Origin of the sequence: Dokdonella koreensis DS-123, assembly GCF_001632775.1 — a bacterium.
Classification (GTDB): domain Bacteria; phylum Pseudomonadota; class Gammaproteobacteria; order Xanthomonadales; family Rhodanobacteraceae; genus Dokdonella; species Dokdonella koreensis.
The window spans coordinates 1,058,403-1,083,452 of record NZ_CP015249.1 but is presented as its reverse complement, the minus strand read 5'-3'; the positions used below and the strand labels follow the sequence as shown (position 1 = coordinate 1,083,452).

The following is a 25,050-nucleotide window of genomic DNA, read 5'->3' as shown; positions in this document are numbered from 1 at the left end:
CGTGCAGCAGGCCGCCGCCTCGATCGCGCCTCCTCGCTTCGTCCTCGTCGCCGGCGAGGCGTCCGGCGACCTGCTCGGTGCCGACCTGATCGCCGGCCTGCGCCGGCGCTATCCCGACGCCCGCTTCGCCGGCATCGGCGGCCCCCGCATGGTCGCCGCCGGCCTGGACGCCTGGCACGCCGCCGAGACGCTGGCGGTGATGGGCCTGTTCGAGGTGCTGCGCCATCTTCCCGAGCTGCTGGCGGTTCGCCGGGATACCCTGCGGCGCACGCTGGACCTGCGCCCGGACGTCTTCATCGGCATCGATGCGCCGGACTTCAATCTCGGCCTGGAACGCCGGCTCAAGCAGGCCGGCATCCGCACCGTCCACTATGTCAGCCCGTCGATCTGGGCCTGGCGCGAGAAGCGCGCCGAGCGTATCGGCCGCAGCGCCGATCGCGTGTTGTGCCTGTTCCCGATGGAACCGGCGATCTATGCCCGGCACGGCGTGGAGGCGCGGTTCGTCGGCCACCCGCTGGCGGCGGCGTTCCCGCTGGTGCCGGACCAGGCTGCCGCACGGCGCGACCTGGGCCTTGCGCCCGACGTGCCGGTGCTGGCCCTGCTGCCGGGCAGCCGGCTCGGCGAGATCCGCCGGCTCGGCGCCGACTTCCTCGCCGCCGCGGACCTGCTGGCACGCCAGCTGCCGCGCCTGCAGGTCGTCGCGCCGATGGCCAATGCGGCCTGCCGCGCCCTGTTCGAAACGATCGCGGCGGCCCGGCCGCCCGGCGGGGCGGCGCTGACCGTGGTCGACGGCCAGGCGCATGCGGCGATGATCGCCGGCGACGCGGTCCTGCTCGCGTCCGGCACGGCGGCCCTGGAAGCGCTGCTGGCCAAGCGGCCGATGACGGTGGCCTACCGCCTGTCGCCGTGGACGTACCGCCTCGTCAAGGGCCTGGGCCTGCTCAAGGTGGACCGCTATTCGCTGCCGAACCACCTGGCCGGCCGCGACCTCGTCCCGGAGCTGATGCAGGAGGACTGCACGCCCGAGGCCCTGGCGGCCTCGCTGCTGCCGTGGCTGAAGCAGCCCGGCCTGCCGGCCGGACTGCTGGACGAGTACCGGCGCATCCACCGCTCGCTGGCCGGCGAGCCGGGGCAGGATGCGGCGGCGGCGATCGCGGAGCTGCTACCCGGCTAGGGCGTTTCATCAATCCCTCGGTAGGCCGCGCCGTTCTTGCGTGCGTCCGTGACAAGGAAGAGGGAGGAAGTGGACGTCGGTCCACGCCCGAGCGATGACGCAGTCCCGGGCGCACGCAAGAGCGGCCCTACGGGTTGGCCCTGGAAAGCCGCCAGCGTGCGTTGCGCGGCTTGACCTGACGGCCAGTCAGGCGCGGCGCCACACAACACCCCCTGACGACTTTCCAGGGCCAACGCGACCTGCCGGGGGATTGATGACACGCCCTAGGGCCGTTCTTCGCGGCGATCCCCGCCGCCCGCTGCCGCGGCGCCCGCCGCGACTGCCGCAATGCGCATTGACGGCGCACCGCCGCCGCCGCAGGATGCGCGCCGGTCTTCGTTACCCTTTCAAGACAGGCATGCTGCCAACCGCGCCGGGCCGGCGCCGACCGTGGATATGGCGCTTCCTCGCCCTGTCGGTGTTCGGCGCCGCGCTGATCTTCGGTCCCCTCACCGAGAACGGCCTCGCCGACAAGGTCTTCGCGTCGTGCCTGCTGCTGACGACCACGGCCGCCCTGCTGCTGGCGACCGGACGCGTGGCGTTCTCGCTGCTGCTGGCCGGCCTGGTGTTCGGCGCGATCGCGCTGGCCGGCACGCTGAAGTTCGCCTACCTGACGACGCCGCTGCTGGCGCCGGATCTCAAGTACTTCGTCAACCGCGAGACGATCGAGGTCGTCAGCCGCTATCCGCTGCTGCTGACCGCAGCGGTCGCCGCGGCGCTGGCGCTGCCGATCCTGCCGCTGCTGGCGTTTTTCGCCGAGCGCGACGGCCTGATGCCCGACCGCGCACCGGGCGTGCGCCGGACGGCGCGCGGCGCCGGCACGCTGGCCGCCCTGGTGCTGTTCGCGGCCTGCCTCGCGCCGACCGGGCCGTTCCGGCCGGCCTTCAACAAGCCGATGTGGGTGACGATCAACGATCGCAGCTTCATCACCAACTTCTTCACCTCGTTCAACGACACCCAGATCGCCGAGCCGGCGATCCCGGCCGGGGTCGACCGCAGCATCGACTGGCGGCTCGACCGCCCGCTGCGCGCGCCGCCGCAGAAGCCCGACGTCGTCGCGATCCTGGAGGAAAGCACCTTCGACCCGCGCCTGCTGCGCATGTGCTCGCTGCCGGTCTGCCGCTACCCGATGTTCGAGCGCGACCGGCAGACCCGCGCCGGCGGCCTGCTCAACGTGCACACCTTCGGCGGCGGCACCTGGACCAGCGAATTCGCGTTCCTGACCGGCCTGGCCGACAAGCTGTTCGGCAACGCCGGCCTCTATGCGCCGTACAACCTGGCGCCGCGCGTCGCCTTCACGCTGCCGCGCGCATTCGAGGCCGCCGGCTACCGGACGGTGGCGATCTACCCGGTCACCGGCGATTTCCTCAACGCCCGCAACGCCTATGCGCTGTACGGCTTCGACGCCTTCCACGACGGCAGCGACTATGGCCTGGGCTGGGAGAGCACCGATGCCGACCTGCTGGCGGTGTTCCGCCAGATCTACGCGCAGGAGCGGCTCGACCATCCGGACCGGCCGCTGTTCGTGTTCATGCTGACGCTGCACCAGCACGGCCCGCACATGACGCCGCTGGCGCTGCTGCCGGCACCGTTCGACACGCCGCTGTTCGAGGGTCGGTTCGCGCCGCGCAAGCTCGACGAATGGCTGAACCTCAACCTCGGCAACTACCTGGAACGGCTGCGCCAGTCCGACGCGATGCTCGCCGAGCTCGAGCGCTACCTGCTCGGCCGCAAGCAGCCGACGGTGCTGCTGCATTTCGGCGACCACCAGCCCTCGTTCGACGGCGCGATCCAGGTGATCCCGAAGAAGCTGCCCAAGGGCGTGGGTCCCAACAGCAGCCTGGTCACCTACTTCATGCTCAAGACCAACTACCCGATGCCGCTGCGCGCCGACTACCCGATCACCGACATCGTCTACCTCGGCTCGCTGCTGCTGGAGAGCGCCGGCATCCCGCGCAACCCGTTCTACCAGGCCAATACGCTGCTGCGCGAGCGCTGTAAGGGACGCTACCTGGATTGCGCCGACACGCGCATTCTGGCCTCCTATCACGATCACCTCTTCAACCGCCTTAACGTGCTGCGCGACGAATGAACCGCAATGCCCTCCTGCTGACGGCCGGTGTCGACGAGGCCGGGCGCGGCCCGCTGGCCGGACCGGTGGTGGTCGCCGCGGTGATCCTCGACCCGGATCGCCCGATCGACGGCCTGGACGATTCCAAGGCGCTGGCCGAGCCGGTGCGCGAGGCCCTCGCGCTCCTGATTCGCGAGCGCGCGCTCGGCTATGCCGTCTGCGTCGTGGACACGGCCGAGATCGACCGCATCAACATCCTGCGCGCCACCCTGGCCGGCATGTCGCGCGCGCTGGCGGCCCTGGCGCCGGGGCCGGTCCTGGCGCTGATCGACGGCAACCAGCTGCCGGCCGACCTGCCTTGCCCGGGACGCGCGATCGTCGGCGGCGACGCCCTGGAGCCGGCGATCAGCGCGGCCTCGATCCTGGCCAAGACCGAGCGCGACCGCCTGATGCGCGCCTGGGACGCGGTACACCCCGGCTACGGCTTCGCGCGCCACAAGGGATACTCCACGCCGGAGCACCTCCAGGCCCTGGAGCGCCTGGGGCCGTGCGCGATCCATCGCACCAGCTTCGCGCCGGTCCGCCGGCTGATCGCGCCGGCGCTGCTGTAGCCCCGCGGCCGCGGCGGGCCGCCGGCGGCCGAATTTCAAGCTTGTTGCCCCCTGTCCGGATCGCTACCCTGACGGATCGATCCCGGCCAGCCGCATGTCCTCCCGATTCGTCCACCTGCACGTCCACAGCGAGTACTCGCTGGTCGACTCGACCGTCCGCATCGGCGACCTGGTCAAGGCCTGCGCGACGCTGGGCATGCCGGCGATCGCGATCACCGACCAGGTCAACCTGTTCGCACTGGTCAAGTTCCAGCAGGCGGCCGAGCGCGCCGGCATCAAGCCGGTCGCCGGCAGCGACGTGTGGATCGCCGATCCGGCCGATCGCGCGCGGCCGACGCGCCTCACCCTGCTCTGCCGCGACAGGACCGGCTATCTCAATCTCTCGCGCCTCGTGTCGCGGGCCTGGGCCGAAGGCCGGCACGGCGACCTGGCACTGATCGAGCCGGCCTGGCTGGCACAGGCGAGTGCCGGCCTGTTCGCCCTGGCCGGCCGCGAGAGCGCGGTCGGCCGCCTGCTGCTGGCCGGCAACGACAAGGCTGCCACCGACGCGCTGGCCGAGCTGCGCCACGCCTTCCCGGAGCGCCTCTACCTGGAGGCCACGCGCACCCAGCGTGCGGGCGAGGACGATTTCATCGCCGGCGCGCTGGAACTGGCCGGCCGCTTCGACCTGCCGGTGGTCGCCAGCAACGACGTGCGCTTCCTCGAGCACGAGGACTTCGAGGCGCACGAGGCGCGCGTGTGCATCCACGGCGGCCGCGTGCTGGCCGACCCCAAGCGCCCGCGCGACTACTCGGCCGAGCAGTACCTGAAGGCGCCCGACGCGATGGCGGCGCTGTTCGCCGACCTGCCCGGCGCGGTCGAGAACACCGTGGAGCTGGCGCGGCGCTGCAACCTGCAGCTCGCGTTCGGCACCTACTACCTGCCGGCGTTCCCGGTGCCGGCCGACGAGACGCTCGACTCGTGGATCCGGTCGCAGGCCCGCGACGGCCTGGCCGCCCGGCTGGCCAAGCAGCCGCCGGCGCCGGGCTTCGCCGAGGCCGACTATGCGCAGCGGCTGGAGCGCGAAGTCGACGTCATCGTGCAGATGGGCTTCCCCGGCTACTTCCTGATCGTCGCCGACTTCATCAACTGGGCCAAGGACCACGACATCCCGGTGGGTCCGGGCCGCGGCTCGGGTGCCGGCTCGCTGGTGGCCTATGCGCTCGGCATCACCGACCTCGACCCGTTGCGCTACGGCCTGCTGTTCGAGCGTTTCCTGAATCCCGAACGCGTGTCGATGCCCGACTTCGACGTCGACTTCTGCATGGACCGGCGCGACGAGGTGATCGACTACGTGGCCCGCAAGTACGGCCGCGACCGGGTCAGCCAGATCATCACCTACGGCACGATGGCGGCCAAGGCGGTGCTGCGCGACACCGGCCGCGTGCTCGGCATGCCCTACGGCCAGGTCGACCGCATCGCCAAGCTGATCCCGCCGCGGCCGCTGGACCTCTCGCTGGAGGACGCGCTGGGCCGCACCGAGAAGTCGCGCAGCGAACCGGAGCGCGTGGTCGGCGACTTCTGCACGCAGTACGCCGAGGACGAGGAGGTCCGCGAGCTGGTGGACCTCGCGCTCAAGCTCGAGGACCTGACCCGCAACGCCGGCAAGCACGCCGGCGGCGTCGTGATCGCGCCGGGACCGCTGACCGATTTCGCCCCGCTCTACAGCGAAGACGGCGGCGCCGGCGTGGTGACCCAGTTCGACAAGGACGACGTCGAGGCGATCGGCCTGGTCAAGTTCGACTTCCTCGGCCTGCGCACGCTGACGATCATCGACTGGACCGTCAAGGCGATCAACCGGCGCCGCGCCGCCGCCGGCGAGCCGGCGCTGGACATCATGTCCGTGCCGCTGGACGACCCGGCCAGCTACACGCTGTTCGCACGCGGCGACACCGTGGCCGTGTTCCAGTTCGAGTCGCGCGGCATGCAGAGCCTGCTCAAGGACGCCAAGCCCGACCGGTTCGAGGACCTGATCGCCCTGGTTTCGCTCTACCGGCCGGGGCCGATGGAGCTGATCCCGAGCTTCTGCGCGCGCAAGCACGGCCGCGAGACCATCGACTACCCCGACCAGCGGGTGGAGCCGATCCTGCGGGAGACCTACGGGATCATGGTCTACCAGGAGCAGGTGATGCAGATGGCCCAGATCGTGGGCCACTACTCGCTCGGCGGCGCCGACCTGCTGCGCCGCGCGATGGGCAAGAAGAAGGCCGAGGAAATGGCCAAGCACCGCGCGATCTTCCGCGAGGGTGCGGCCCGCGACGGCATCGGCGAGGCCAAGGCCGACGCGATCTTCGACCTGATGGAGAAGTTCGCCGGCTACGGCTTCAACAAGTCGCACGCGGCGGCCTATGCGCTGGTCTCGTACCAGACCGCCTGGCTCAAGACGCACTATGCCGCCGAGTTCATGGCCGCGGTGCTGTCCTCGGACATGGACAACACCGACAAGGTCGTCACCTTCCTCGACGAGGCCCGCGCGATCGGCCTGACCGTGCAGCCGCCGGACGTCAACGCCTCGGCCTACATGTTCGAGGCGGCCGACGAGAAGACGATCCGCTACGGCCTCGGCGCGGTGAAGGGCGTCGGCCGCGGCGCGGTCGAGAACATCGTCGAGGCGCGCGGGCGCGGCGGCCCGTACCGCGACCTGGCCGATTTCTGCCTGCGGGTGGATCCGCAGAAGATCAACAAGCGCGTCTTCGAGGCCCTGATCCTGTCCGGCTCGATGGACGCGCTGGCGACCAACCGGGCCAGCCTGATGGCGCAGCTGCCGGCGGCGATCAAGGCCGCCGAGCAGCATGCGCACGACCTGGAGCGCGGACAGGGCGACATCTTCGGCGCTGCCGGCCCGGCCGCCGCGGCACCGGTCGAGCAGACCGAGGTCGACGACTGGTCGCTCGAACAGAAGCTGTCCGGCGAGCGCGAGACCCTCGGCCACTACCTGTCCGGCCATCCCACCGATGCCTGGCGCGACCTGCTGGCCAAGATCACGACCTGCCCGATCGGCGAGATCGCCGCGCACTACAAGCCGCCCGCCCCCGGCGAGCGGCGCGGGCGCTTCAACGACCAGCCGTTCGTGCTGGCCGGCGCGGTGGCCGGCATCCGCAAGGCCGGCGACAGCCGCGCCTTCGTCGAGGTCGAGGACCATTCGGGCCGGTTCACCGCCAGCCTCTGGAGCGAGGTGCTGGTCCAGTACGGCGCCCTGCTGACGCGTGACGCGATCCTGGTCTTCGAAGGCGGGCTGTCGGTCGACGACTTCAGCGGCGGCTACCAGATCCGCGTGCAGCGGGTCACGACGATCGCCTCGGCCTGCGAGGCCCAGGTGCGCGTCGTGCAGGTGCGCCTGAACGGCATCGGCCGGGATTTCGTGCCGCGGCTGCGTTCGGCGCTGGACCCGTACCGCGGGGGCACCACCCCGGTGCGCCTGACCGTCAGCAATGCCGGCGGCCAGGCCGACATCGAGCTGGGCGCGCAATGGCGCGTGCGCGCCGGCCCCGAGCTGCAGCGCGCGCTGCTCGGCATCGACGGCGTGCTGGCGGCCCAGCTGCTGCTCGGCTGAGCACCGCGGTACCAACGGCCGGCGCCCCACCGATCCGATCCGGCTATACTGCCGACCTTTTCGCTCGAACAGCGTCGAATGAACCCGAATTTCCTCGATTTCGAACAACCCATTGCCGAGCTGGATGCGAAGATCCACGAGCTTCGCCACGCCAGCCAGGGACAGGCGTTCAATATCGACGAGGAAATCCGGCGCCTGCAGGACAAGCTCAAGCTCAAGACCCATGAGATCTTCAAGGGTCTCACCTCCTGGCAGGTCGCCCAGCTCGCCCGCCATCCGGCCCGGCCCTATACGCTCGACTACGTCGGCGTGATCTGCGAGGAGTTCCACGAGCTGGCCGGCGACCGCGCCTATGCCGACGACGCGGCGATCGTCGGCGGCCTCGGCCGGATCGACGGCCGCGGCGTGGTGGTGATCGGCCACCAGAAGGGCCGCGACACCAAGACCAAGGTCCGCCGCAACTTCGGCATGCCGCGCCCGGAGGGCTACCGCAAGGCACTGCGCCTGATGAAGATGGCCGAACGGTTCAGGCTGCCGGTCCTGACCTTCATCGACACGCCCGGTGCCTACCCCGGCGTCGGCGCCGAGGAGCGCGGCCAGAGCGAGGCGATCGCGCGCAACCTGCTGGAGATGGCCGAGCTGCGCGTGCCGATCATCTGCACGGTGATCGGCGAGGGCGGCTCGGGCGGTGCGCTGGCGATCGGCGTCGGCGACCGCACGCTGATGCTGCAGTACTCCACCTATTCGGTCATCTCGCCCGAAGGCTGTGCCTCGATTCTCTGGAAGAGCGCCGACAAGGCCCGCGACGCGGCCGAGGCGCTGGGACTCACCGCCCCGCGCCTGCTCGAGCTGGGCCTGATCGACAAGGTCGTGCGCGAGCCGCTCGGCGGCGCCCACCGCAACCCGCACGCGATGGCCGTGCGCCTCAAGGCGGTCCTGCTCAACGAACTGGACGCGCTGGCGGACATCGACGCCGATACCCTGCTCGGCAACCGCTACCAGCGCCTGCGCCGCTACGGCGCGTTCACCGAGTAGTAGCGACGGCGCGCCGGTCCCTGGCCGGCGCGGCCTGCCGGGGGACCGATACCCCGGGCAGTCAGCCGGCGTCGCCGGCCGGCTGTCATGATGCCTCGTTCCCCGATGCCGTCCGTCATGCGCCCGCTTCGCTCCACCGCCCGCTCCCGGCCGCCGCTCGCGCCGGCCCTCTGGCTCCTGCTGCTGCCCGTGGCAGCCGCGGCCGTGCCGGACGACGCCCCGCACGACGAGGAGCCGGTGCTGGAGGCCGCCACGCTGGTGCCGCCGGACCTGCTGGCCGGCCCCGGTTTCAGCGTCGACCCGCACGTCGAGATCCGCGGCTACATGGCCCATTTCACGCTCGACACCGATGCCGGGCCGGTGCGCGCCGAGAGCATCGAGATCCTCGCCGAGCGCGAAGCCGAACTGCCGGCCTTGGCCGCGCTGGAGCAGGTGACGCATTCGGAAGCGTTCGCGCGCTCGGCCGGCGGCACGCTCGGCGGCACGGCGCGTGCGGTCGGCAACGTGGTCATGCACCCGGTCGCCACGCTGCGCGGCCTGCCGGCCGGCGTCGCCCGCTTCTTCGCCGCACCGTTCGTCAAGCTGGGACGGCAGGCGCAGTCGCTGTCCGACCGGGTCGCCCGTGAATTCGGCACCGCCGGCAATCCCTATCCGGCCGCGGAAGGACCGATGACCGATGCGCGCGAGAACCGGCGCGACCGCGCCGGCAACAGCTGGTACGGCAAGGCCGGCGCGGAAGCCGGCCGGGAACTCAAGCGCCAGGTCGAGTACGGCCAGGTCAAGCGCGAGCTGGCGCGCCAGCTCGGCCTCGACCCGTACACCTCCAATCCCTACCTGCACGACCAGCTCGACCGGCTCGCCTGGGCCGGTGCCGGCGGGCGCCTGTCGGCGACCGGCCTGCTGGCCGGCGTCACCGGCGCCGGGCCGATGGCGACGACGCTGCAGATCGACAGTGCGGTCTGGGCGCTGGACGGCGACGCGCTGCGGGCGCGCAACCAGGAACGCTTCGGCACGTGGTGCGCGGACGACCTGCTGGTACGCCAGTTCCTGCGCCGCGGCACGTTCACGCCGACCTTCCACGGTCGCATGCTCGACGCGCTCGACGCGCTGCGGCCGGCCGCGGGCGGCGATGCCCTGCTGGAACTGGCGATGACCGCCCGCTCGGAGCTGGAGGCGCGCTTCATCGTCAACGCCCTACGCATGCTGGCGGTGGATCCCGGCGTCGACGCCGGTACCGGCCGCTTGCGTACCGTCGGCGCCGGACTGGTCTGGCAGCGTGCCGATGGCGCGCTGGTGGTGCCGCTGCCGGTCGACTACCTGAGCTGGACACCCGAAGTCGAGGCCTTCTTCGACCGGCCCGACTTCCGCGTCCGCGACAAGACCGCGCTGGTCGCCGGCCAGGCCACCTCGCGCCTGCGGCGCGGCCTGGCCGAGCGAGGCTGGAACCTGGCGCTGTTCGTGCGCTGGCCGGGCTCGCCACGCCATGTCGACACCAGCGAGCCGGCGCCGCTGGACTAGCTCCGGCCGGCCTCGCCGCGCGACGCCTCCCGCTCCGTGGCGGCCGGCCCGCCGGCCGATGCCGCGCGTGGCGGTCTCAGTCGTAGTCGTTGCGGAACAGCAGGTCCGGCACGTGCATGACGATGCAGTGGATCGCGCCCGCCAGGCCGATGATCGAGCTGCAGTCGATCGGAACGATCTCGTGCCCGGGCAACGCCGTCTGGTAGGTGGCGACCACCTGGGCGTTCTGCGCGGCGTAGCCGCTGAACTGGCACACCAGCGCCAGGCGGTTGAGGATCACCGAATTGGTGTAGGTGTAGTGCGCACCGGCCGCGTGCCAGCCGGGCGTGCGGTAGACCGTGTAGCCGCGCTCCTGCATCAGCGCGGCGGTGGCGTCGGTGACCGTCTTGGGCACGCCGCCACCCTCGCCGGCCGCATAGTCGCCGATCAGCACCTTGTCGTCGGCCAGCGGCAGCATCCACATGTCGATGTGCTGGGTGCCGTCGTAGCTCTGCGGGAACGGGTCGGTCAGGGTGACGTCCAGGCCCTGGTGGGCGGCGTAGTAGTCCTTGATCTGCTGCTCGCTGACGCCGGGGTTGTCGTTGACGATCAGCCGCGTCATGTACGCCTCGCGGTTGCGGAACAGATGAAAGTTGCCGCCGCCGTGATGGAGCGGGAAATCGTAGATCGCCTCGCCCAGCTGCACCGCCACCGCCTGCGGCACGCGATCGTCGTTCGGGCGCCCGGACGCGTAGTTGTAGATGTGGTCCGAGATCGCGCGCCGGCCGGCATCGTCGATGAAGCGCGGACCGTAGTCGCGGATCCAGACGCTGTCGGAGACCGCGGTGATGAAGTGCACGCGGTCCAGGTCGGCACCGCCGCCGGCCAGCACGTCGCGGGCCGACTGCGCCTGGCCGGCGCCGGAGACCACGATCCAGACGTCCGAGGGCGGGTCGGCCGTCGTGATCGGCACGATCATCGCCGTGTGCAGCGCATTGAAGGCGCCCCAGCGGATCATCAGGCCGTGGTTGGCCTCGTACTCGGTCTGTGCGCGAACCGGCCCCGGAGGCGCGGCCGCCATCGTCGTCGACCACGGCGGTGCCGGCGACCGGTGGGACGCGGGTTCGTGGGCCGCGCGCACGCGCGGCAGCGGATCGGCCTCGTCGTCGACGATCGTCGCCAGGTAGGCCGGATCGGCGCGGCGCGCCGGGGCGGCGTGGACCGCCGTCGCGACGGCAAGACCCACCAGAAGCAGCCACGAGGAGCGAACGGTCATCAGCGCGAACCCTGGGGGATGTGCGGGAGTGAAACGCCGGCCGGTGACGATACCCCTACCCGCGCACGCGCGCAGCACGGAAGGCGCGTGTTTCCCATCGGGCACCGCACCCGCCGCCGGGGCACCGGCTGGTCGGCGGCGCGGCCTCCGTCGCGGACACCTGCGGGGATCCCGCCCCCCGAGCCGCCCTGTCCAGGGCTGACGGCGCGCCGGCCAGGGGCTGCCGTCCCGGCCCTGCGGCCGGCGCCGCAGTGCTTCAGTCGTAGTCGCTGCGGAACAGCAGGTCCGGCACGTGCATGACGATGCAGTGGATCGCACCCGACAGGCCGATGATCGAGCTGCAATCCACCGGGACGATCTCATGGTCGGGCAGCGCCGCCGTGTAGGTGGCCACGGCCTGGGCGTTCTGCGTCGGGTAGCCGTTGAACTGGCAGACCAGCACCACCCGGTTCAGGATGACCGAGTTGGCGTAGGTGTAGTGCGTGCTTCCGGACTGCCAGCCCGGCGTGCGGTAGACCGTGTAGCCGCGCTCCTGCATCAGCGCGGCGGTGGCGTCGGTCACCGTCTTGGGTACGCCGCCGCCTTCGCCGGCCGCGTACTGGCCGATCAGCACCTTGCCGTCGGCCAGCGGCAGCAGCCACATGTCGATGTGCTGGGTGGTGTCGTAGCTCTGCGGGAACGGGTCGGTCAGGGTCAGCGTCAGGCCCTGGTAGTCCCGGTAGTAGTCGATGATCTGCTGCTCGCTGACGGCGGGATTCTCGTTGGCGATCAGCCGCGTCATGAACGCCTCGCGGTTGCGGAACAGATGGAAGTTGCCGCCACCGTGCCGCAGCGGCAGCGCGTAGATCGCCTCGTTCCACTGCGTGGCGACGGCGGCCGGTACCACGTCGTCGTTCGGCCGGGGCCGGTTGTAGGTGTGGTCGGAGATCGCGCGCCGGCCGTCGTCGTCGATGAAGCGCGGACCGTAGTCGCGGATCCAGACGCTGTCCGACGGGGTGGTGATGAAATGCACGTGGTCCATGTCGGCGCCACCGCCGGCCAGCACGCCGCGGGCCGATTGCTCCTGGCTGGCGCCGGAGACGACGATCCAGACGTCGGACGGCGGGCTGGCGGTCGTGATCGGCACGACCATCGACGTATGCAGGGCATTGTAGGCGCCCCAGCGGATCATCAGGCCGTGACTGGGCTCGTACTCGGCCTGCGCGCGCACCCGGCCCGGCGGCGGCGCCAACGGTGCCAGCGGCCACTGCGGCAGCTGCCAGGTGGCGCGCTCGCGCGGGGCGAGCCCGCGCGGCAGCGGATCGGTGTCTTCGTCGGGGATCGTCGCGAGATAGCCCGGGTCGGCGCGCCGCGCCGGTGCAGCGTCGACGGCGAGTGCGACGCAGGCCAGCAGCAGGCACAAGGATCGGACGATCATCGCAACACCCCGGATGTAGTTGGACGTGAAAGACGCGTGGTGCCCGGCGTTCCGCCATCGATCGCCGCAGCCGGCCGCACCGGCGATCCCGCCGGCAGCGGCCCGCGATCAATCCTCGTCATCCGGAAGCGCGACCTCCCCGCCGTCGTCGTCCGGCACGATGCCGCCCGCGGCGACGTCGCTCGCGTTCCAGATGGCCGCATGGCCGCCCCGGAAGGGGATACGGTACACCGGCGGGGCGCCGACGCGGAACCGCTGCTCCAGGCCGACCACCAGCCCGTCCGGATGCGCGGCAGCCCAGGCGCGGAGCTGGTCGGCCTGCAGCACGAACGGCACCGGCGCCGCCAGCCGGCCGGCGAACCCGTAGACGCCGTGGTGCCAGCCGATGTGCATCAGCGGCCGGCCGCTGTCCTGGATCGCCCGGATCTGGCTCGCGATCGCACGCGGGTCGTAGTGGCTGCCGGTTCCCTGCACGATCGCCAGCTTCAGCAGCAGCACCAGGCCGAGCATCACCACCGCCGGCGTCATCGGCTGCTCCAGCCGCGAGCGCGCCCACCACAGCGCGCCGCCCAGGACCACGGCGAGGATGCCCCACAGCGGCCAGACCGATCCCAGCCACACCAGGTGCGCGCGCGACGGCGCCAACCACGGCAGCAGGGCGAACAGCAGCCCGGCCGCCACGACGGCGACCGCGAGCAGGCCGACGCGAATGCGCAGATGGCCGCGCGCGATCGCCACGCCGAGCGCGATCGCGATGCCGGGCAGGACCGGCAGCAGGTAATGCCCCTGCTTGCCGCTGACGAACGAGAACGCGACCACCGTCGGCACCGTCCACAGCAGGCCCAGGCGCACCGCCGGACGTGCCAGCGCCGCGCGCAGGCCGGCGATCCGCCCGCGCAGCACCAGCGGCCACGGCAGCAGCAACGGCGGCAGGATCAGCGCATACCACCACCACGGCCGCCGGTGGGCGAAGCTCTCGCTGACCCGGCCCAGCGTCTGCTTGAAGAAGATCGCGTGGGCGTAGGCGTCCCCGCCGCGCAGGGCGGCCGGCAGGGCCCAGGCCAGGCCGATCGCCGCGCCGAGCAGGACGGCCGCTCCCAGCCCCGCGAAGTAGCGCCCGGGCCGGCGCCGCACGGCGTCGCTCCACCAGGGCGCGGTCAGGCCGGCGAAGGCGATGTCGAGCACCACCACCGGCCCCTTGGCGAGCACGCCGATGCCGATGCCCAGCCCCGTCACCAGGATGCCGCGTCCGCTGCGCCCCTCGGCGAGGTCGAGCACCCCGAGCAGCGCGACCAGCACACAGGTGGCCAGCAGCACGTCGAACATGATCGCGGTGGCGAAGACCGCGAACCAGGCGATGCCGGCCATGACCCAGACGGCGGCGCACGCGGCCGCCTCCGATTCCCCCAGGCGCAGCACGATGCGCCGCACCAGCCACAGGCTCGCCAGCGAATACCCCAGCGCCAGCAGGCGCCCGGTCCAGCCTTCCACGCCGGTCAGCAGCCAGCCCGCGTTGATGAGCCAGAACAGCAGCGGCGGCTTCTGCGAGTAGAGCGCGCCGTTGAGGTGCGGGACCAGGAACTCGCCGCTCTGGCGCATCTCCCAGGCCACCGCCAGGTAGCGCGTCTCGTCGACCGGCAGCGGCGCCAGCACGAACACCACCGGCAGTAGCAGCAGCGCGATCGGAACCAGCGGATCGGCCAGCCATGCGCGCCAGCCGGGGCTCATGCGGACGGGCTTCGCGTCAGCAGGGCCGGCAGCTCGGCCGGCGCGTGCGCGATCGCATCGGCGCCGGCCGCGCGCAGTTCCTCGACCGTGCCGAACCCCCAGGCCGCACCGATCGCCGTCATCCGGTTGGCGCGGGCGCCGGCCACGTCGAAATGGCGATCGCCGATCATCGCGCAATCCGCCGGGGCAGCACCCAGCTCCGCCGCCGCACGGGCGATGCGCGCCGTCTTGTCGCCACTGGTGGTCCCGGGCGGCGCGCCGTAGACGGCCGCGAACGCCGCACCGAACGGCAGGTGCGCGACGATGCGGCGGGCCTGGTCCTCGATCTTCGTCGTGACCACCGCCAGCCGGCTGCCGGCCGCCTGCAGGCCGGCCACGACCTCGGCGATGCCCGGGTAGACCGTCAGCTCGCGCCAGCCGCTCTCGACGTAGCGCTCGCGGTAGGCGGCCACCGTCTGCTCGATGCGCGCCTCGTCGGCGTCGAGCACGCCGGCGAAGCTCTGCCGCAGCGGCGGACCGATCCAGTCGCGCAGGGCCTCGCGCGACGGCAGCGGCACGCCCAGGCGCTCCAGCGCATAGGCGACGCAGGCGGCGATGCCCGGCTCCGAATCGACCAGGGTGCCGTCCAGGTCGAACAGCACCACGGCCGGCCGCAGCGACCCGGCGTGCCGATCAGCCACCGCGGTCGAGCAGCGCGGCGACCGCCGGCAGCGTCTTGCCTTCGAGGAACTCGAGGAACGCCCCGCCGCCGGTGGAAATGTAGGAAACCCGCTCGGCGATGCCGTACTTCTCGACCGCCGCCAGCGTATCGCCGCCCCCGGCGATCGAGAACGCCGGCGAACCGGCGATCGCCTGCGCCACCGCTTGCGTGCCCTTGCCGAACGCGTCGAACTCGAACACGCCGACCGGGCCGTTCCAGACCACCGTACCGGCGGCGGCGATCAGCTGCGCGTAGTGCGCGGCGGTCTGCGGCCCGATGTCGAGCACCATCTCGTCCGCACCGATCGCGTCGACCGGCTTCACCGTCGCCGGTGCATCGGCCTTGAACGCCGGCGCCACCACGACGTCGACCGGCAGCGGAATCTCGGTGCCGCGCGCACGCGCCGCGGCGACGATGCGGTTGGCGGTCTCGATCAGGTCCGGCTCCACCAGCGAGGTGCCGACCGGATGGCCGGCCGCGGCGATGAAGGTATTGGCGATGCCGCCGCCGACGATCAGCTGGTCGACCTTGCCGAGCAGGTTCTCCAGCAGGGTCAGCTTGGTGGAGACCTTGGAGCCGGCGACGATCGCCAGCAGCGGGCGCGCCGGCTGCTCCAGCGCCTTGGCCAGCGCATCGAGTTCGGCCATCAGCAGCGGGCCGCCTGCGGCGACCGTCGCCTGGCGGATCACGCCGTGGGTGGAGGCCTGCGCCCGGTGGGCGGTACCGAAGGCATCCATCACGAACACGTCGCACAGCGCGGCGTACTTCTTCGCCAGCGCCTCGTCGTCCTTGGCCTCGCCGACGTTCATGCGGCAGTTCTCGAGCAGCACCAGGTCGCCCGGGGCGACGGCGACGCCGTCGACCCAGTCGCGCACCAGCGGCACCTCGCGGCCGAGCAGCTCGCCCAGGCGCGCGGCGACCGGTGCCAGCGAGTCCTCGGCTGTCCACTCGCCCTCCTTCGGGCGCCCCAGATGCGACATCACCAGCACCGCCGCACCGCGCTCCAGCGCCAGGCGCAGCGTCGGCAGCGAGGCCACGATGCGCTGCTCGGAGGTGATGCGGCCGTTCTCGACCGGCACGTTCAGATCCTGGCGGATCAGCACGCGCTTGCCGGACAGATCGAGATCGCTCATGCGGACGATGGACATGCAACACTCCTGCGGGGAATTTCCGGGGAACCAGCGAAAGGGACGACGGCCTTCGGGACCGGTCCGAGCGCGCCATTACAGCGGCTGGCCAGCGCCTTTGCAAACCGCGCGAGGTGCCCGCCGCCAGGGCCCGGATCGGCTCGGCAGGCGATCGGCGCAGCGGCTGTGCCACGATCGCGGACGCATGGCCGATCCGGGCTGCAGCGGGCGATGGGCGATGCCACCGGAGCACCCTCACGCAGACTGGGCCACCGCGGCACCGGCCCGTCCACCCTGCTCACAAGCGATTGATCTTCTTACCCATAGCGCGAACGATGCCGGCATCGCCCGGCCGCAGGCCCGGCCTCGCCTGCCGGGCCGGGCGCGTCGCTCAGACCTCGAACGTCAATGCCAGCAGCAGGCCTTCGCCGACGTCGCGCGCGAACGACGGCTCGACCGCGACATAGCGTCGCGCGGCGACCGTCTGCGCGGCGATCCATCCGGACAGCCAGGCGATCGGCGCCGCCGCGCGGAAGGCGACCATCGACTCGTAGTTGATCAGCAGACTGCGCGTGTCGAGATTGACCGAGCCGGCCAATGCGAGCGCGTCGTCGAAGACGATCGCCTTGGCGTGCACCATGCCCGGCGCCAGGTGGATGCGCGCGCCGGCACCGGCCAGGCTGCGCAAGGCACGGCTGCGCGCGAGGTCGGCGATGCGGTGATTGGACCGCTCCGGCACCAGCAGGTCGACCGCCACGCCGCGCAGCGCGGCCAGCCGCAGCGCCTGCAGCAGGCCCGGATCGGGAACGAAGTACGGCGTCACCGCGACGATGCGCCGCTCGGCGCGCGAGCAGGCCGCGATCAGCAGGGCCAGCACGGTGTCCTCGGCCTGGTCGGGACCGCTCGGCACGAACAGCAGATCGCCGCCCGTTCCGGCGCCGGACGGCACCGCGCTCGCCACCGCTGCCGCCTGCGGATCGGCGCGCCGCCAGTCGGCCTCGAACTGGCGTGCCACGACCGCACCGATCGGCCCGTCCAGCTCGAACGTCAGGTCGGTCCACGGCGGGCCGCCGCGATCGGCCGAGAAATACTCCGCCGCCAGGTTGCGCCCGCCCATCCAGACACGCCGTCCGTCGGCGATCGTCCATTTGCGATGGTTGCGCAGGTTGCGCGCCTGCCCCAGGCGCAAGCCCCACGGCGGCTGGAACAGGCGCACCGCGACACCGGCGCGCCGCAGCCGCGTGACGATGCCGCGCCGGGCGAGCAGCAGGCCGGCCCCGTCGATCAGCACGCGTACGCGCACGCCGGCACGCTGCCGGTCGATCAGCGCCGCGGCGACGCGCTCGCCGTCGGCATCCGCCGCGAATACGAAGGTCGCCACGTCCAATGCCGAACCTGCCGCGCCGACCAGGTCGATCAGGCCGCGCAGGGACGCCGCGCCGTCGGCGTGGAAATCCACCTCGCCGGCGACCGGCCCGGCCAAGCCGAAGCCGCGCGCATAGGCGGCGGTCCAGTGCTCATGGCCGGCCGCGGCCGGCGCCGGCACCTGCGCCCCCGGCCGATGCTTGCGGCCCCCGAAGACCAGATAGAGCGGCAGCGCGAGATACGGCGCCAGCACCAGCGCGAGCACCCAGGCGATCGCGGCGACCGGCGGACGCCGATCGCGGCGCAGGCGCGTCACGACCGCATAGATCAGCAGGCCGCCGATGACCGCCAGCGCGTGCCAGGACACCCAGAGCGTCGTCACGTCGATTCCCGGCTCCCTCGCACCGGCGGCGGCCGGCGGATATCAGCGTTCCAGCCTCGGGGACATCGGTCAAGACGCGCGCCGGGCAGCGCGAACACGCTGCGCCGGATGGACGCGAGCTGAAGACCGCGTGCGGCAATGCGGAATTTCCGGGTGGGCGGCGCGTCTATCCAAGGCGCCGCATCCCGCGGCCCTCACAGGTCCTTCGGACAGGTCCGCCATGTTCACCCGACCGTTACGCATGCTCGCCCTCGCGGCGACCCTGCTCGGCTGTGCCGCCGCCCAAGCTGCCGCTCCCGCCGCACACCCGAACGAGCCGCTGCCTCCCTACGAAACCCTCGACACCGACCACGACGGCATCGTCACCTTGCCGGAAGTGGTGGTCCATGCGCCTCACCTGGCCGAACGCCTGAAAGCCTGCGACCGCAACGGCGACCACCGGCTGACGCGCGAGGAATACGCGCGGTGCGAAGCGGGCGCGTCGCATGCGCCGGCGCACCACTGACCCGAAAGTGCCGCCCTGGCGGGCAGGCTGCCGACGAAGCGGCCGGTGAACGCGATTCCGGAACGGCGCGCTCGCGGGCCGCTGCAGCGCGCCATCGACACGCGCCACCGGCGGACCGGCGCCGGCAGCGATGCGATTCGCCGCCCCGTCACGGCGCGCCGGCGCGTCGCGATCGGCCGTCGATCATCCGCTACAAGCGGATGATCAGCACCACCAGCGCCAGCAACAGGGCCCACTTCAGCACGTAGTAGAGCGCCTTGTTGCGCTTGCGCAGCTCCTTGGCGCGCAGGCGCAGCGCATAGAAGCGGCCGAAGGCGCGATTGAGCGCACCGGTGCGGTCGCCGGTCTCGTTCGGCGAGGCGGCGGCGGCGACGAAGTGCCGTCCCACCCAGCGGTTGACCGCCTGCGTCCAGCGGTAGCGCAGCGGCCGCTCGACGTCGCAGAACAGGATGACGCGCTGTTCCTGGGTGTCGTTTCTGGCGGTGTGGATATAGGTCTCGTCGAACATGACGCTTTCGCCGTCGCGCCAGCTGTAGCGCGTCCCGTCGACGTCGATCCAGCAGCCGTCGTCGTTCGGCGTCTGCAGGCCGATGTGCAGCCGCAGCGAGCCGGCGAACGGATCGCGGTGCGGATGCAGATGGCCGCCCGGCGGCAGCTCGGCGAACATCGCCGCCTTCACGGTGGGAATCTCCCGCAGCAGCGCCGTGGTGACCGGACACAGGGTGCTCGCCGACGGATGCGCCTCGTCGTACCACTTCAGGTAGAAGCGCTTCCAGCCACGCCGGAAGAACGAATTGAAGCCGACGTCGTTGTAGCCTTCCGAAGCCTTGATCTTCTCCAGCTCGCGCAGGCGCAGGGCCTCGTCGCGGACCTCGCGCCAGCGCGCGCGCAGCGGGGCCAGCTCCGGGAACAGGTCCGGATCGACGAACGGCGTGGTCGGTACGCGCGAGAACGCGTACATCAGCACGTTGATCGGCGCCATGAAGGTCGAGTGGTCGGTGATCTGGCGCGAGAACCGGTGACGCACGCGTCCACGGAAATGCACGTACAGCGCCGACGCGACGAACGCGGCAATGAGGATCCACTTGATCACGACCACTCCGGGCGAGGAAACGGCGCCCCGGCGATGGGGCGACAGGCATCCCTACAAGGTAGCGCATTCGCCCGTCGCCGCGTGTGAAGCCGCCATCGCGTCCACGCCAGCCCGACCGGCCCCGATGGCCGGGGCCGCACAGGCCGCCCCGGCCGGCAGACCCGCCTACAGCGCGGCGATGATCCGTGCCGCGGTGCCGGCACCGTCGTAGCTGCGCAGCATGTCACCGAAGCGCCCGGCCCGCTCGCGGTAGGCCGGATCGTCCAGCACGCCGCCCAGCGCCTGGGCGAACGCCTCGAAGCTGCAGCGCCGGCTGGACAGCTTGCGACCCAGGCCCAGCCGCTCGATCGCATCGAGGTTCCACTCCTGCTCGCCCTGGTTGGGCAGCCCCACCAGCGGAACGCCGTGGCCGAGCGCCGAGTAGATCGAGCCGCGCCCGCCGTGGCTGATCATCGCCGCGCAGTTTCGCGACAGCACCGCACTGGCGGGCACGTAGTCGGTGACGACGACATTGGAGGGCAATGGCGGCCCGGAATACCCGTACAGCCCGCCGGTCGCCGCGATCACGCGGTACTCGTCCGAGTCGCCGAGCAGGCGGGCCAGGTAGCCGACGACGCGCGCGAACTGCTCGCCGTAGGAGCCGAGGTAGACGAAGATCGTCCGCTGCCCGGGCCCGACGCCGGCCAGGAGCGCCGGTGCGGGCGCCGCGGCTTCGCGCAGCAGCGGGCCGACCGCGTGCACGTGCGGCGGCAGGTCGCCGGTCGGCATCAGCTCGCGCGCGTCCATCAGGATCGTCGCATCGCCCTCGAAGAGGTCCTGCAGCGAATCGAGCGGTGCCTCGCCGGCCTGGCGCAGAAACGCGTTGTAGGGCCTTGCCCAGGCCCGGAACAGCTGCTTCTCGGCCCAGTGGCTGAGCGGCCGCAGCCAGCGCTTGGGCACCGGCCGCGCCAGCGTGCCGAGCGGATGCGACTCGGGCAACAGGCGCTCGCCGGTGTAGTACCGCGTCAGCACGGTGTTGCAGAGCACCGCGCGCGGCGTGCGCGTGAGCCGCGCCGAAAGCCCCAGCGTCGGCCGATGCAGGTCGACCACCGCGGTGGGGCGATGGCGCCGGATCAGCGCGGTCTCCTCGGCGACGAACGCGGCGATGCTCGCACTCGTGTGGTAGTCCAGGTTGGAGCGGTTGAAGTGCTCGACCGCATGGCGCGGATCGAGCTCGACCACGTCCTCGACCTCGAAGCCCGCCTCGGCGACGAAACTCACGCACTTCCCACGCGCGGCGAACACGACCCGGTGGCCGGCCGCGCGCAGGGCGTCGCCAATGGCGATCAACGGCTGCGTGCCGCCGAGATGGTTGGCATACGGAAACAACAGAAACGTCTTGATCGCGGTTCCTCCCCTGACTCGCCGCGGGCGCCAGCCCCCCGGCGCGCGCCGCACTTTACCCCAAGCGCGGCGCACGGGAACGGGCATCGGCGGCAGGACGACGGCCGTTCCCCCGCCGCCGAGCGTGCCCGCGACGCATCGGCGGTCGCTGCGACACCTGTCGCATACACGCCTCGACACCTGTCGCTTCTGTGGCGGGTGTCGCAGAAATCCACAGCCGTCGCGGCGCGCCGGAATTCCTGGGAAATTCATTCCACATCAATGGATTGAATGCACTTTTCCACCTCCCGGCATCGGCTGGCCCGGCCTGGAACGGGACTTGCACCAAGGAGCGGTGCCGGCGGACAGGACCAATGAAGAGCCCTGCCGCCGGCCACGACAAGCCGGCGCCGGATCCGCTGCAGTACGTGGACGAGGCCGCCGGACCACGCAAACCGGGAGGACAACATGAGATCGACCCAAGGGACGCTGCGCGCGTCCCGCTGCGGACTGGCCGTCCGCGTCGCCTGCGCACTCGCGCTAGGCCATGGCGGCAGCGCCGCCGCCCAGATCACCTTCGACGTGATCGGCCCCCACGAATACGAGCTGCCGGTCGACTTCGACCCGTTCAACGTCTTCGTGCAGTACGGCATGGTCCAGGAGGACGATCGCCTGTTCAACCGCAACGGCGACCGCACCGACGGCTCCGGCGCCCAGCGCATCGTGGGCATGTCCAAGTACGTGCGCTTCTGGTCACCCGAGTCCAACCGCAACATCGGCGTGGCCTGGGAAGTGATCGTGCCGGAAGTGGCGATCCGCAACCGCAGCCTCGCCGACGCCGACGACCGCCACGTCAGCGGCATAGGCGACCCGCTGACCGGCTTCGCGATCTGGTACAAGCCGGCCGCCAACGCCACCCTCGGCTTCCAGTCGTTCGTGCAGATCCCGGTCGGTACCGAGAAGGTCAGCGACACCAACTGGAAGAACCTGTCGAGCTTCTTCTGGGACTGGCGCATCACCGACAAGCTCGGCTGGACCGGCGACGCCGGCATCGTCTGGCAGACCCGGCGCGACAACGGCATCCGGCCGGGCCTGAGCTGGCACACCAACCACCGCTTCGGGTGGCGGGCTTCCCAGCATCTGGAGCCGTTCCTGGCGGTCGATGCGGAATACCTGGAGGCCCGCGATGGCGCACCCAGTGCGCACGTCATCGACGCCGGCCCCGGCCTGATGATCCACACCTTCGCCAACCAGTCGATCAGCCTGCGCTACTCGACCTCGGTCGATGGCCGCAACCACAGCGTCAACGACAGCTTCAACATCAAGTACGCCTACGTCTGGTAATCGGCGAGCCGGCCGGGGGCCTGCGCCACCGCAGGCTCCCGCAGCGGCTCATGGCACACCCATCGAAAGAGGCTGTCATGAAACCATTGATTGCTCTGGCTCTGTCCATCGCCGCGCTGGTCGCGGTCTGGGTCTATCTGAGTATCGGCCTGCCTGCGCTCCAGCTGATTCCGTGGATCGGCTTCGTCGCCTGGGCGACCTTCTTCGCCGCCGGCGGCGGCAAGGCCGCGATCGGACGCTCGCTGCCGCCGGCGATCGCCGGCGTGCTGCTCACCGCACTGACGATGCTGGCGGTCGGCCACGCCGGCGGCGGCCTGGCCGCACTGATCGTCCTGGTCGCGGTGCTGGCCTTCGTGCTGGTGTTCATGGCCAGCCACCGCTTCCTGGCGTACACGCCGGCCGCGTTCCTGGGCGCGGCGACCTACTTCGGCAGCGGCGGCAAGGTCGACGAAAGCATCGTGTACGTCATCGTGTCGTGGATCGCCGGCGTGGGGTTCGGCTACGTATCGGAGCGGTTCGGAGCCCGGTTGACGAAGCCGGCTGCCGCGAACGGATGAATGAAAAACAAGTCATCGAGGAAACGCAATGAGCACTGAGTACACCAACTACATCGATGGCGTGTTCACGGCACGCAGCCAGAATTCGCTCGAAGTGACCAACCCGGCCACCGGCGCATTGCTGGCGCGGATTCCCGACAGCGACGCCGCCGCGGTCGACGCCGCGGTCGCGGCCGCCAAGCGCGCCCAGCCGGCCTGGGAAAAGCTGCCGGCGGTCCAGCGCGCCGGCCACCTGCGGGCGATCTCGGCCAAGCTGCGCGAGCACCGCACCGAGCTGGCGCGTATCATCGTGCGCGAGCAAGGCAAGGTCCAGGGCCTGGCGCAGGTCGAGGTCGACTTCACCGCCGACTACATCGACTACATGGCCGAGTGGGCGCGACGCCTGGAAGGCGAGGTCCTGACCAGCGACCGCCCGAACGAGAGCATCTTCCTGCTGCGCAAGCCGGTCGGCGTCGTCGCCGGCATCCTGCCGTGGAACTTCCCGTTCTTCCTGATCGCACGCAAGCTCGCGCCGGCCCTCGTCACGGGCAACACGATCGTCATCAAGCCGAGCGAGGAAACACCGATCAACGCCTTCGAGTTCGCCCGGCTGGTGGCCGAAACCGATCTTCCGCCGGGCGTGTTCAACCTGATCGGCGGACGCGGCGCGACGGCCGGCGATGCGCTGGTGTCGCATCGCGACGTCGACCTCATCACGTTCACCGGCAGCGTGGCCACCGGCAGCCGCATCATGCAGACCGCCGGCAAGAACCTGACCCGCGTCAACCTGGAGCTCGGCGGCAAGGCGCCGGCGATCGTCCTGGCCGATGCCGACCTCGACCTCGCCGCCAAGGCGATCTACGACTCGCGCGTCATCAACACCGGACAGGTCTGCAACTGTGCCGAACGCGTCTATGTCGAGCGCAGCGTGCACGATGCCCTGGTCGAGCGCCTGGCCACGCTGTTCGCGGCGACCCGCTACGGCGACCCGTCCGTCGACGCCGACCTGCACATGGGGCCGCTGGTCAACCAGGTGGGCCTGGAGAAGGTCGAGGCCATGGTCGAACAGGCCCGCCGCGACGGCGCCACCATCGTCACCGGCGGCAAGCGGGCCGACCTCGGGCAGGGCTTCCACTACGAACCGACGCTGATCACCGGCACCCGTGCCGACATGGAGATCATGCGCAAGGAGATCTTCGGGCCGGTGCTGCCGATCCAGGCCGTGGACAGCCTGGACGAGGCGATCGCCCTGGCCAACGATTCGGACTACGGCCTGACCTCCTCGATCTTCACGCGCAACATCAACTCGGCGATGAAGGCCGTGCGCGAGCTGCGCTTCGGCGAGACCTACGTCAACCGCGAGCATTTCGAGGCCATGCAGGGCTTCCATGCCGGGCGCAAGAAGTCCGGCATCGGCGGCGCCGACGGCAAGCACGGCTTGTACGAGTTTACCGAAACGCATGTCGTCTACCTGCAGACCCCTTGAGATCCGCGGGTAGCGCCATGGCATCCACGAACCACCGGCCCCACGTCCGCTGCACCATGAACCACGGACGCGCGGCACCCGGAGAAACTGCATGACCGACAAGAAACCCCCGTGCGCCTGCGCATGCGAATCCCACGATCCGGCCCGTCGCAACATGCTGACCGGCGTGCTCGGCTTCGCGCTCGCTCCGCTCGGCGCCTCCGCGTTCGCACAGACCGCGGGCCGCAGCCAGAAGCCCGAGCCGGGCGACCGCCTCGCCTTCATGGTGGGCGACAAGAAGGACCAGGAGATCACGCCTGCGGATCTCCTCGTCGGTGCCGTTCCGACACTGGCCTATCCGCTCGACCCGGCCACCGGCAAGGTGCTGGTGTCACGGGTCAACCTGCTGACCGTGGTCAAGCTCAAGGCCGAGGACATCCAGCCGTCGAGCCAGAAGAACGCCGCCGACGGCATCGTCGCGTTCTCGGCGATCTGCACGCACTACGGCTGCCCGATCACGACGCTGCATCCGAGCCAGAGCCAGATCGTCTGCAACTGCCACGGGTCGGTGTTCAACGCCGCGGACAGGGGAGTCGTGACCACCGGGCCGGCCACGCGGCGGCTCGCGATGCTGCCACTGGCGATCAAGGACGGCGCGCTCGTGGTGGCCGGCAAGTTCGACGGCCCGCTCGGGCCTCCGACATGACCGGCGGGGCCTCGGCCCTGCCGCC

19 protein-coding genes are annotated in these 25,050 nt (G+C 71.2%); 11 read left to right on the top strand and 8 right to left on the bottom strand.

From position 1 onward, the window contains the following. The first annotated feature begins 1 nt into the window (after position 1). The 6 genes from lpxB (at position 2) to I596_RS04200 (ending at position 10,040) form a co-directional block, all read left to right on the top strand. The gene (gene lpxB / locus I596_RS04225) at positions 2-1,174 is read left to right on the top strand and encodes a lipid-A-disaccharide synthase (RefSeq protein ID WP_223303914.1); all 1,173 of its coding nucleotides are present in this window, start codon (positions 2-4) and stop codon (positions 1,172-1,174) included. A 397-nt stretch (positions 1,175-1,571) separates the two neighbouring features. Further along, positions 1,572-3,305: an LTA synthase family protein gene (locus I596_RS04220; protein ID WP_190278981.1), complete on the top strand. Its 1,734-nt coding sequence runs from the start codon at positions 1,572-1,574 to the stop codon at positions 3,303-3,305. Next, the gene (locus I596_RS04215; RefSeq protein WP_067644648.1) at positions 3,302-3,895 is read left to right on the top strand and encodes a ribonuclease HII; all 594 of its coding nucleotides are present in this window, start codon (positions 3,302-3,304) and stop codon (positions 3,893-3,895) included. Before I596_RS04220 ends, I596_RS04215 begins: the two co-directional genes overlap by 4 nt. A 94-nt stretch (positions 3,896-3,989) precedes the next feature. Beyond that, complete coding sequence (dnaE, locus tag I596_RS04210) at positions 3,990-7,487, top strand: DNA polymerase III subunit alpha (protein ID WP_067644645.1); 3,498 nt, start codon at positions 3,990-3,992, stop codon at positions 7,485-7,487. A gap of 78 nt (positions 7,488-7,565) precedes the next feature. Then, on the top strand, positions 7,566-8,522 hold the full coding sequence (locus tag I596_RS04205) for an acetyl-CoA carboxylase carboxyltransferase subunit alpha (RefSeq protein ID WP_067644642.1): 957 nt from the start codon (positions 7,566-7,568) through the stop codon (positions 8,520-8,522). 117 nt (positions 8,523-8,639) lie between these two features. Beyond that, on the top strand, positions 8,640-10,040 hold the full coding sequence (locus tag I596_RS04200; protein ID WP_150132004.1) for a hypothetical protein: 1,401 nt from the start codon (positions 8,640-8,642) through the stop codon (positions 10,038-10,040). 76 nt (positions 10,041-10,116) lie between these two features. On the opposite strand, the gene I596_RS04195 is transcribed toward I596_RS04200, so the two are convergent. The 6 genes from I596_RS04195 to I596_RS04170 all read right to left on the bottom strand — a co-directional run bounded on the left by I596_RS04195 (position 10,117) and on the right by I596_RS04170 (position 18,014). After that, positions 10,117-11,295, bottom strand: a complete 1,179-nt coding sequence (locus I596_RS04195; RefSeq protein WP_067644636.1) for an agmatine deiminase family protein — start codon at positions 11,293-11,295, stop codon at positions 10,117-10,119. A 256-nt stretch (positions 11,296-11,551) separates the two neighbouring features. Beyond that, positions 11,552-12,712: an agmatine deiminase family protein gene (locus I596_RS04190; protein WP_067644633.1), complete on the bottom strand. Its 1,161-nt coding sequence runs from the start codon at positions 12,710-12,712 to the stop codon at positions 11,552-11,554. Between the two features lie 108 nt (positions 12,713-12,820). Further along, complete coding sequence (locus tag I596_RS04185; protein WP_067644630.1) at positions 12,821-14,440, bottom strand: ArnT family glycosyltransferase; 1,620 nt, start codon at positions 14,438-14,440, stop codon at positions 12,821-12,823. After that, entirely contained in the window at positions 14,437-15,096 is a 660-nt protein-coding gene (locus I596_RS04180) for an HAD hydrolase-like protein (RefSeq protein ID WP_067651410.1), read from the bottom strand. The genes I596_RS04185 and I596_RS04180 overlap by 4 nt, the downstream gene beginning before the upstream one ends. A gap of 16 nt (positions 15,097-15,112) precedes the next feature. Next, complete coding sequence (locus I596_RS04175; protein ID WP_067644627.1) at positions 15,113-16,288, bottom strand: phosphoglycerate kinase; 1,176 nt, start codon at positions 16,286-16,288, stop codon at positions 15,113-15,115. Between the two features lie 370 nt (positions 16,289-16,658). Then, positions 16,659-18,014, bottom strand: a complete 1,356-nt coding sequence (locus I596_RS04170; protein ID WP_223303913.1) for a phospholipase D-like domain-containing protein — start codon at positions 18,012-18,014, stop codon at positions 16,659-16,661. A gap of 220 nt (positions 18,015-18,234) precedes the next feature. Between I596_RS04170 and I596_RS04165 the strand changes: the two genes are divergently transcribed. Then, positions 18,235-18,519 carry an EF-hand domain-containing protein gene (locus I596_RS04165; protein WP_067644621.1) on the top strand — a complete coding sequence of 95 codons (285 nt, stop codon included), beginning with the start codon at positions 18,235-18,237 and terminating at the stop codon, positions 18,517-18,519. Positions 18,520-18,709: 190 nt separating this feature from the next. Here the strand turns inward: I596_RS04165 and lpxO are convergent, their stop codons facing one another. Next, complete coding sequence (lpxO, locus tag I596_RS04160) at positions 18,710-19,612, bottom strand: lipid A hydroxylase LpxO (RefSeq protein WP_067651408.1); 903 nt, start codon at positions 19,610-19,612, stop codon at positions 18,710-18,712. Positions 19,613-19,777: 165 nt separating this feature from the next. Further along, positions 19,778-20,980, bottom strand: coding sequence for a glycosyltransferase (locus I596_RS04155; protein WP_067644618.1), 1,203 nt, complete (start codon positions 20,978-20,980; stop codon positions 19,778-19,780). A 462-nt stretch (positions 20,981-21,442) separates the two neighbouring features. On the opposite strand from I596_RS04155, the gene I596_RS04150 reads away from it, so the two are divergent. The 4 genes from I596_RS04150 (at position 21,443) to I596_RS04135 (ending at position 25,025) form a co-directional block, all read left to right on the top strand. After that, a complete protein-coding gene (locus tag I596_RS04150; RefSeq protein ID WP_067644615.1) occupies positions 21,443-22,318 on the top strand; it encodes a transporter in 876 nt (291 codons plus the stop codon). Between the two features lie 77 nt (positions 22,319-22,395). Then, the gene (locus tag I596_RS04145) at positions 22,396-22,875 is read left to right on the top strand and encodes a DUF1097 domain-containing protein (RefSeq protein ID WP_067644612.1); all 480 of its coding nucleotides are present in this window, start codon (positions 22,396-22,398) and stop codon (positions 22,873-22,875) included. Positions 22,876-22,903: 28 nt separating this feature from the next. Beyond that, complete coding sequence (gene aldA, locus I596_RS04140; protein WP_067644609.1) at positions 22,904-24,340, top strand: aldehyde dehydrogenase; 1,437 nt, start codon at positions 22,904-22,906, stop codon at positions 24,338-24,340. A 91-nt stretch (positions 24,341-24,431) separates the two neighbouring features. Continuing rightward, positions 24,432-25,025, top strand: coding sequence for a QcrA and Rieske domain-containing protein (locus tag I596_RS04135; RefSeq protein WP_067644606.1), 594 nt, complete (start codon positions 24,432-24,434; stop codon positions 25,023-25,025). Positions 25,026-25,050 lie beyond the last annotated feature (25 nt).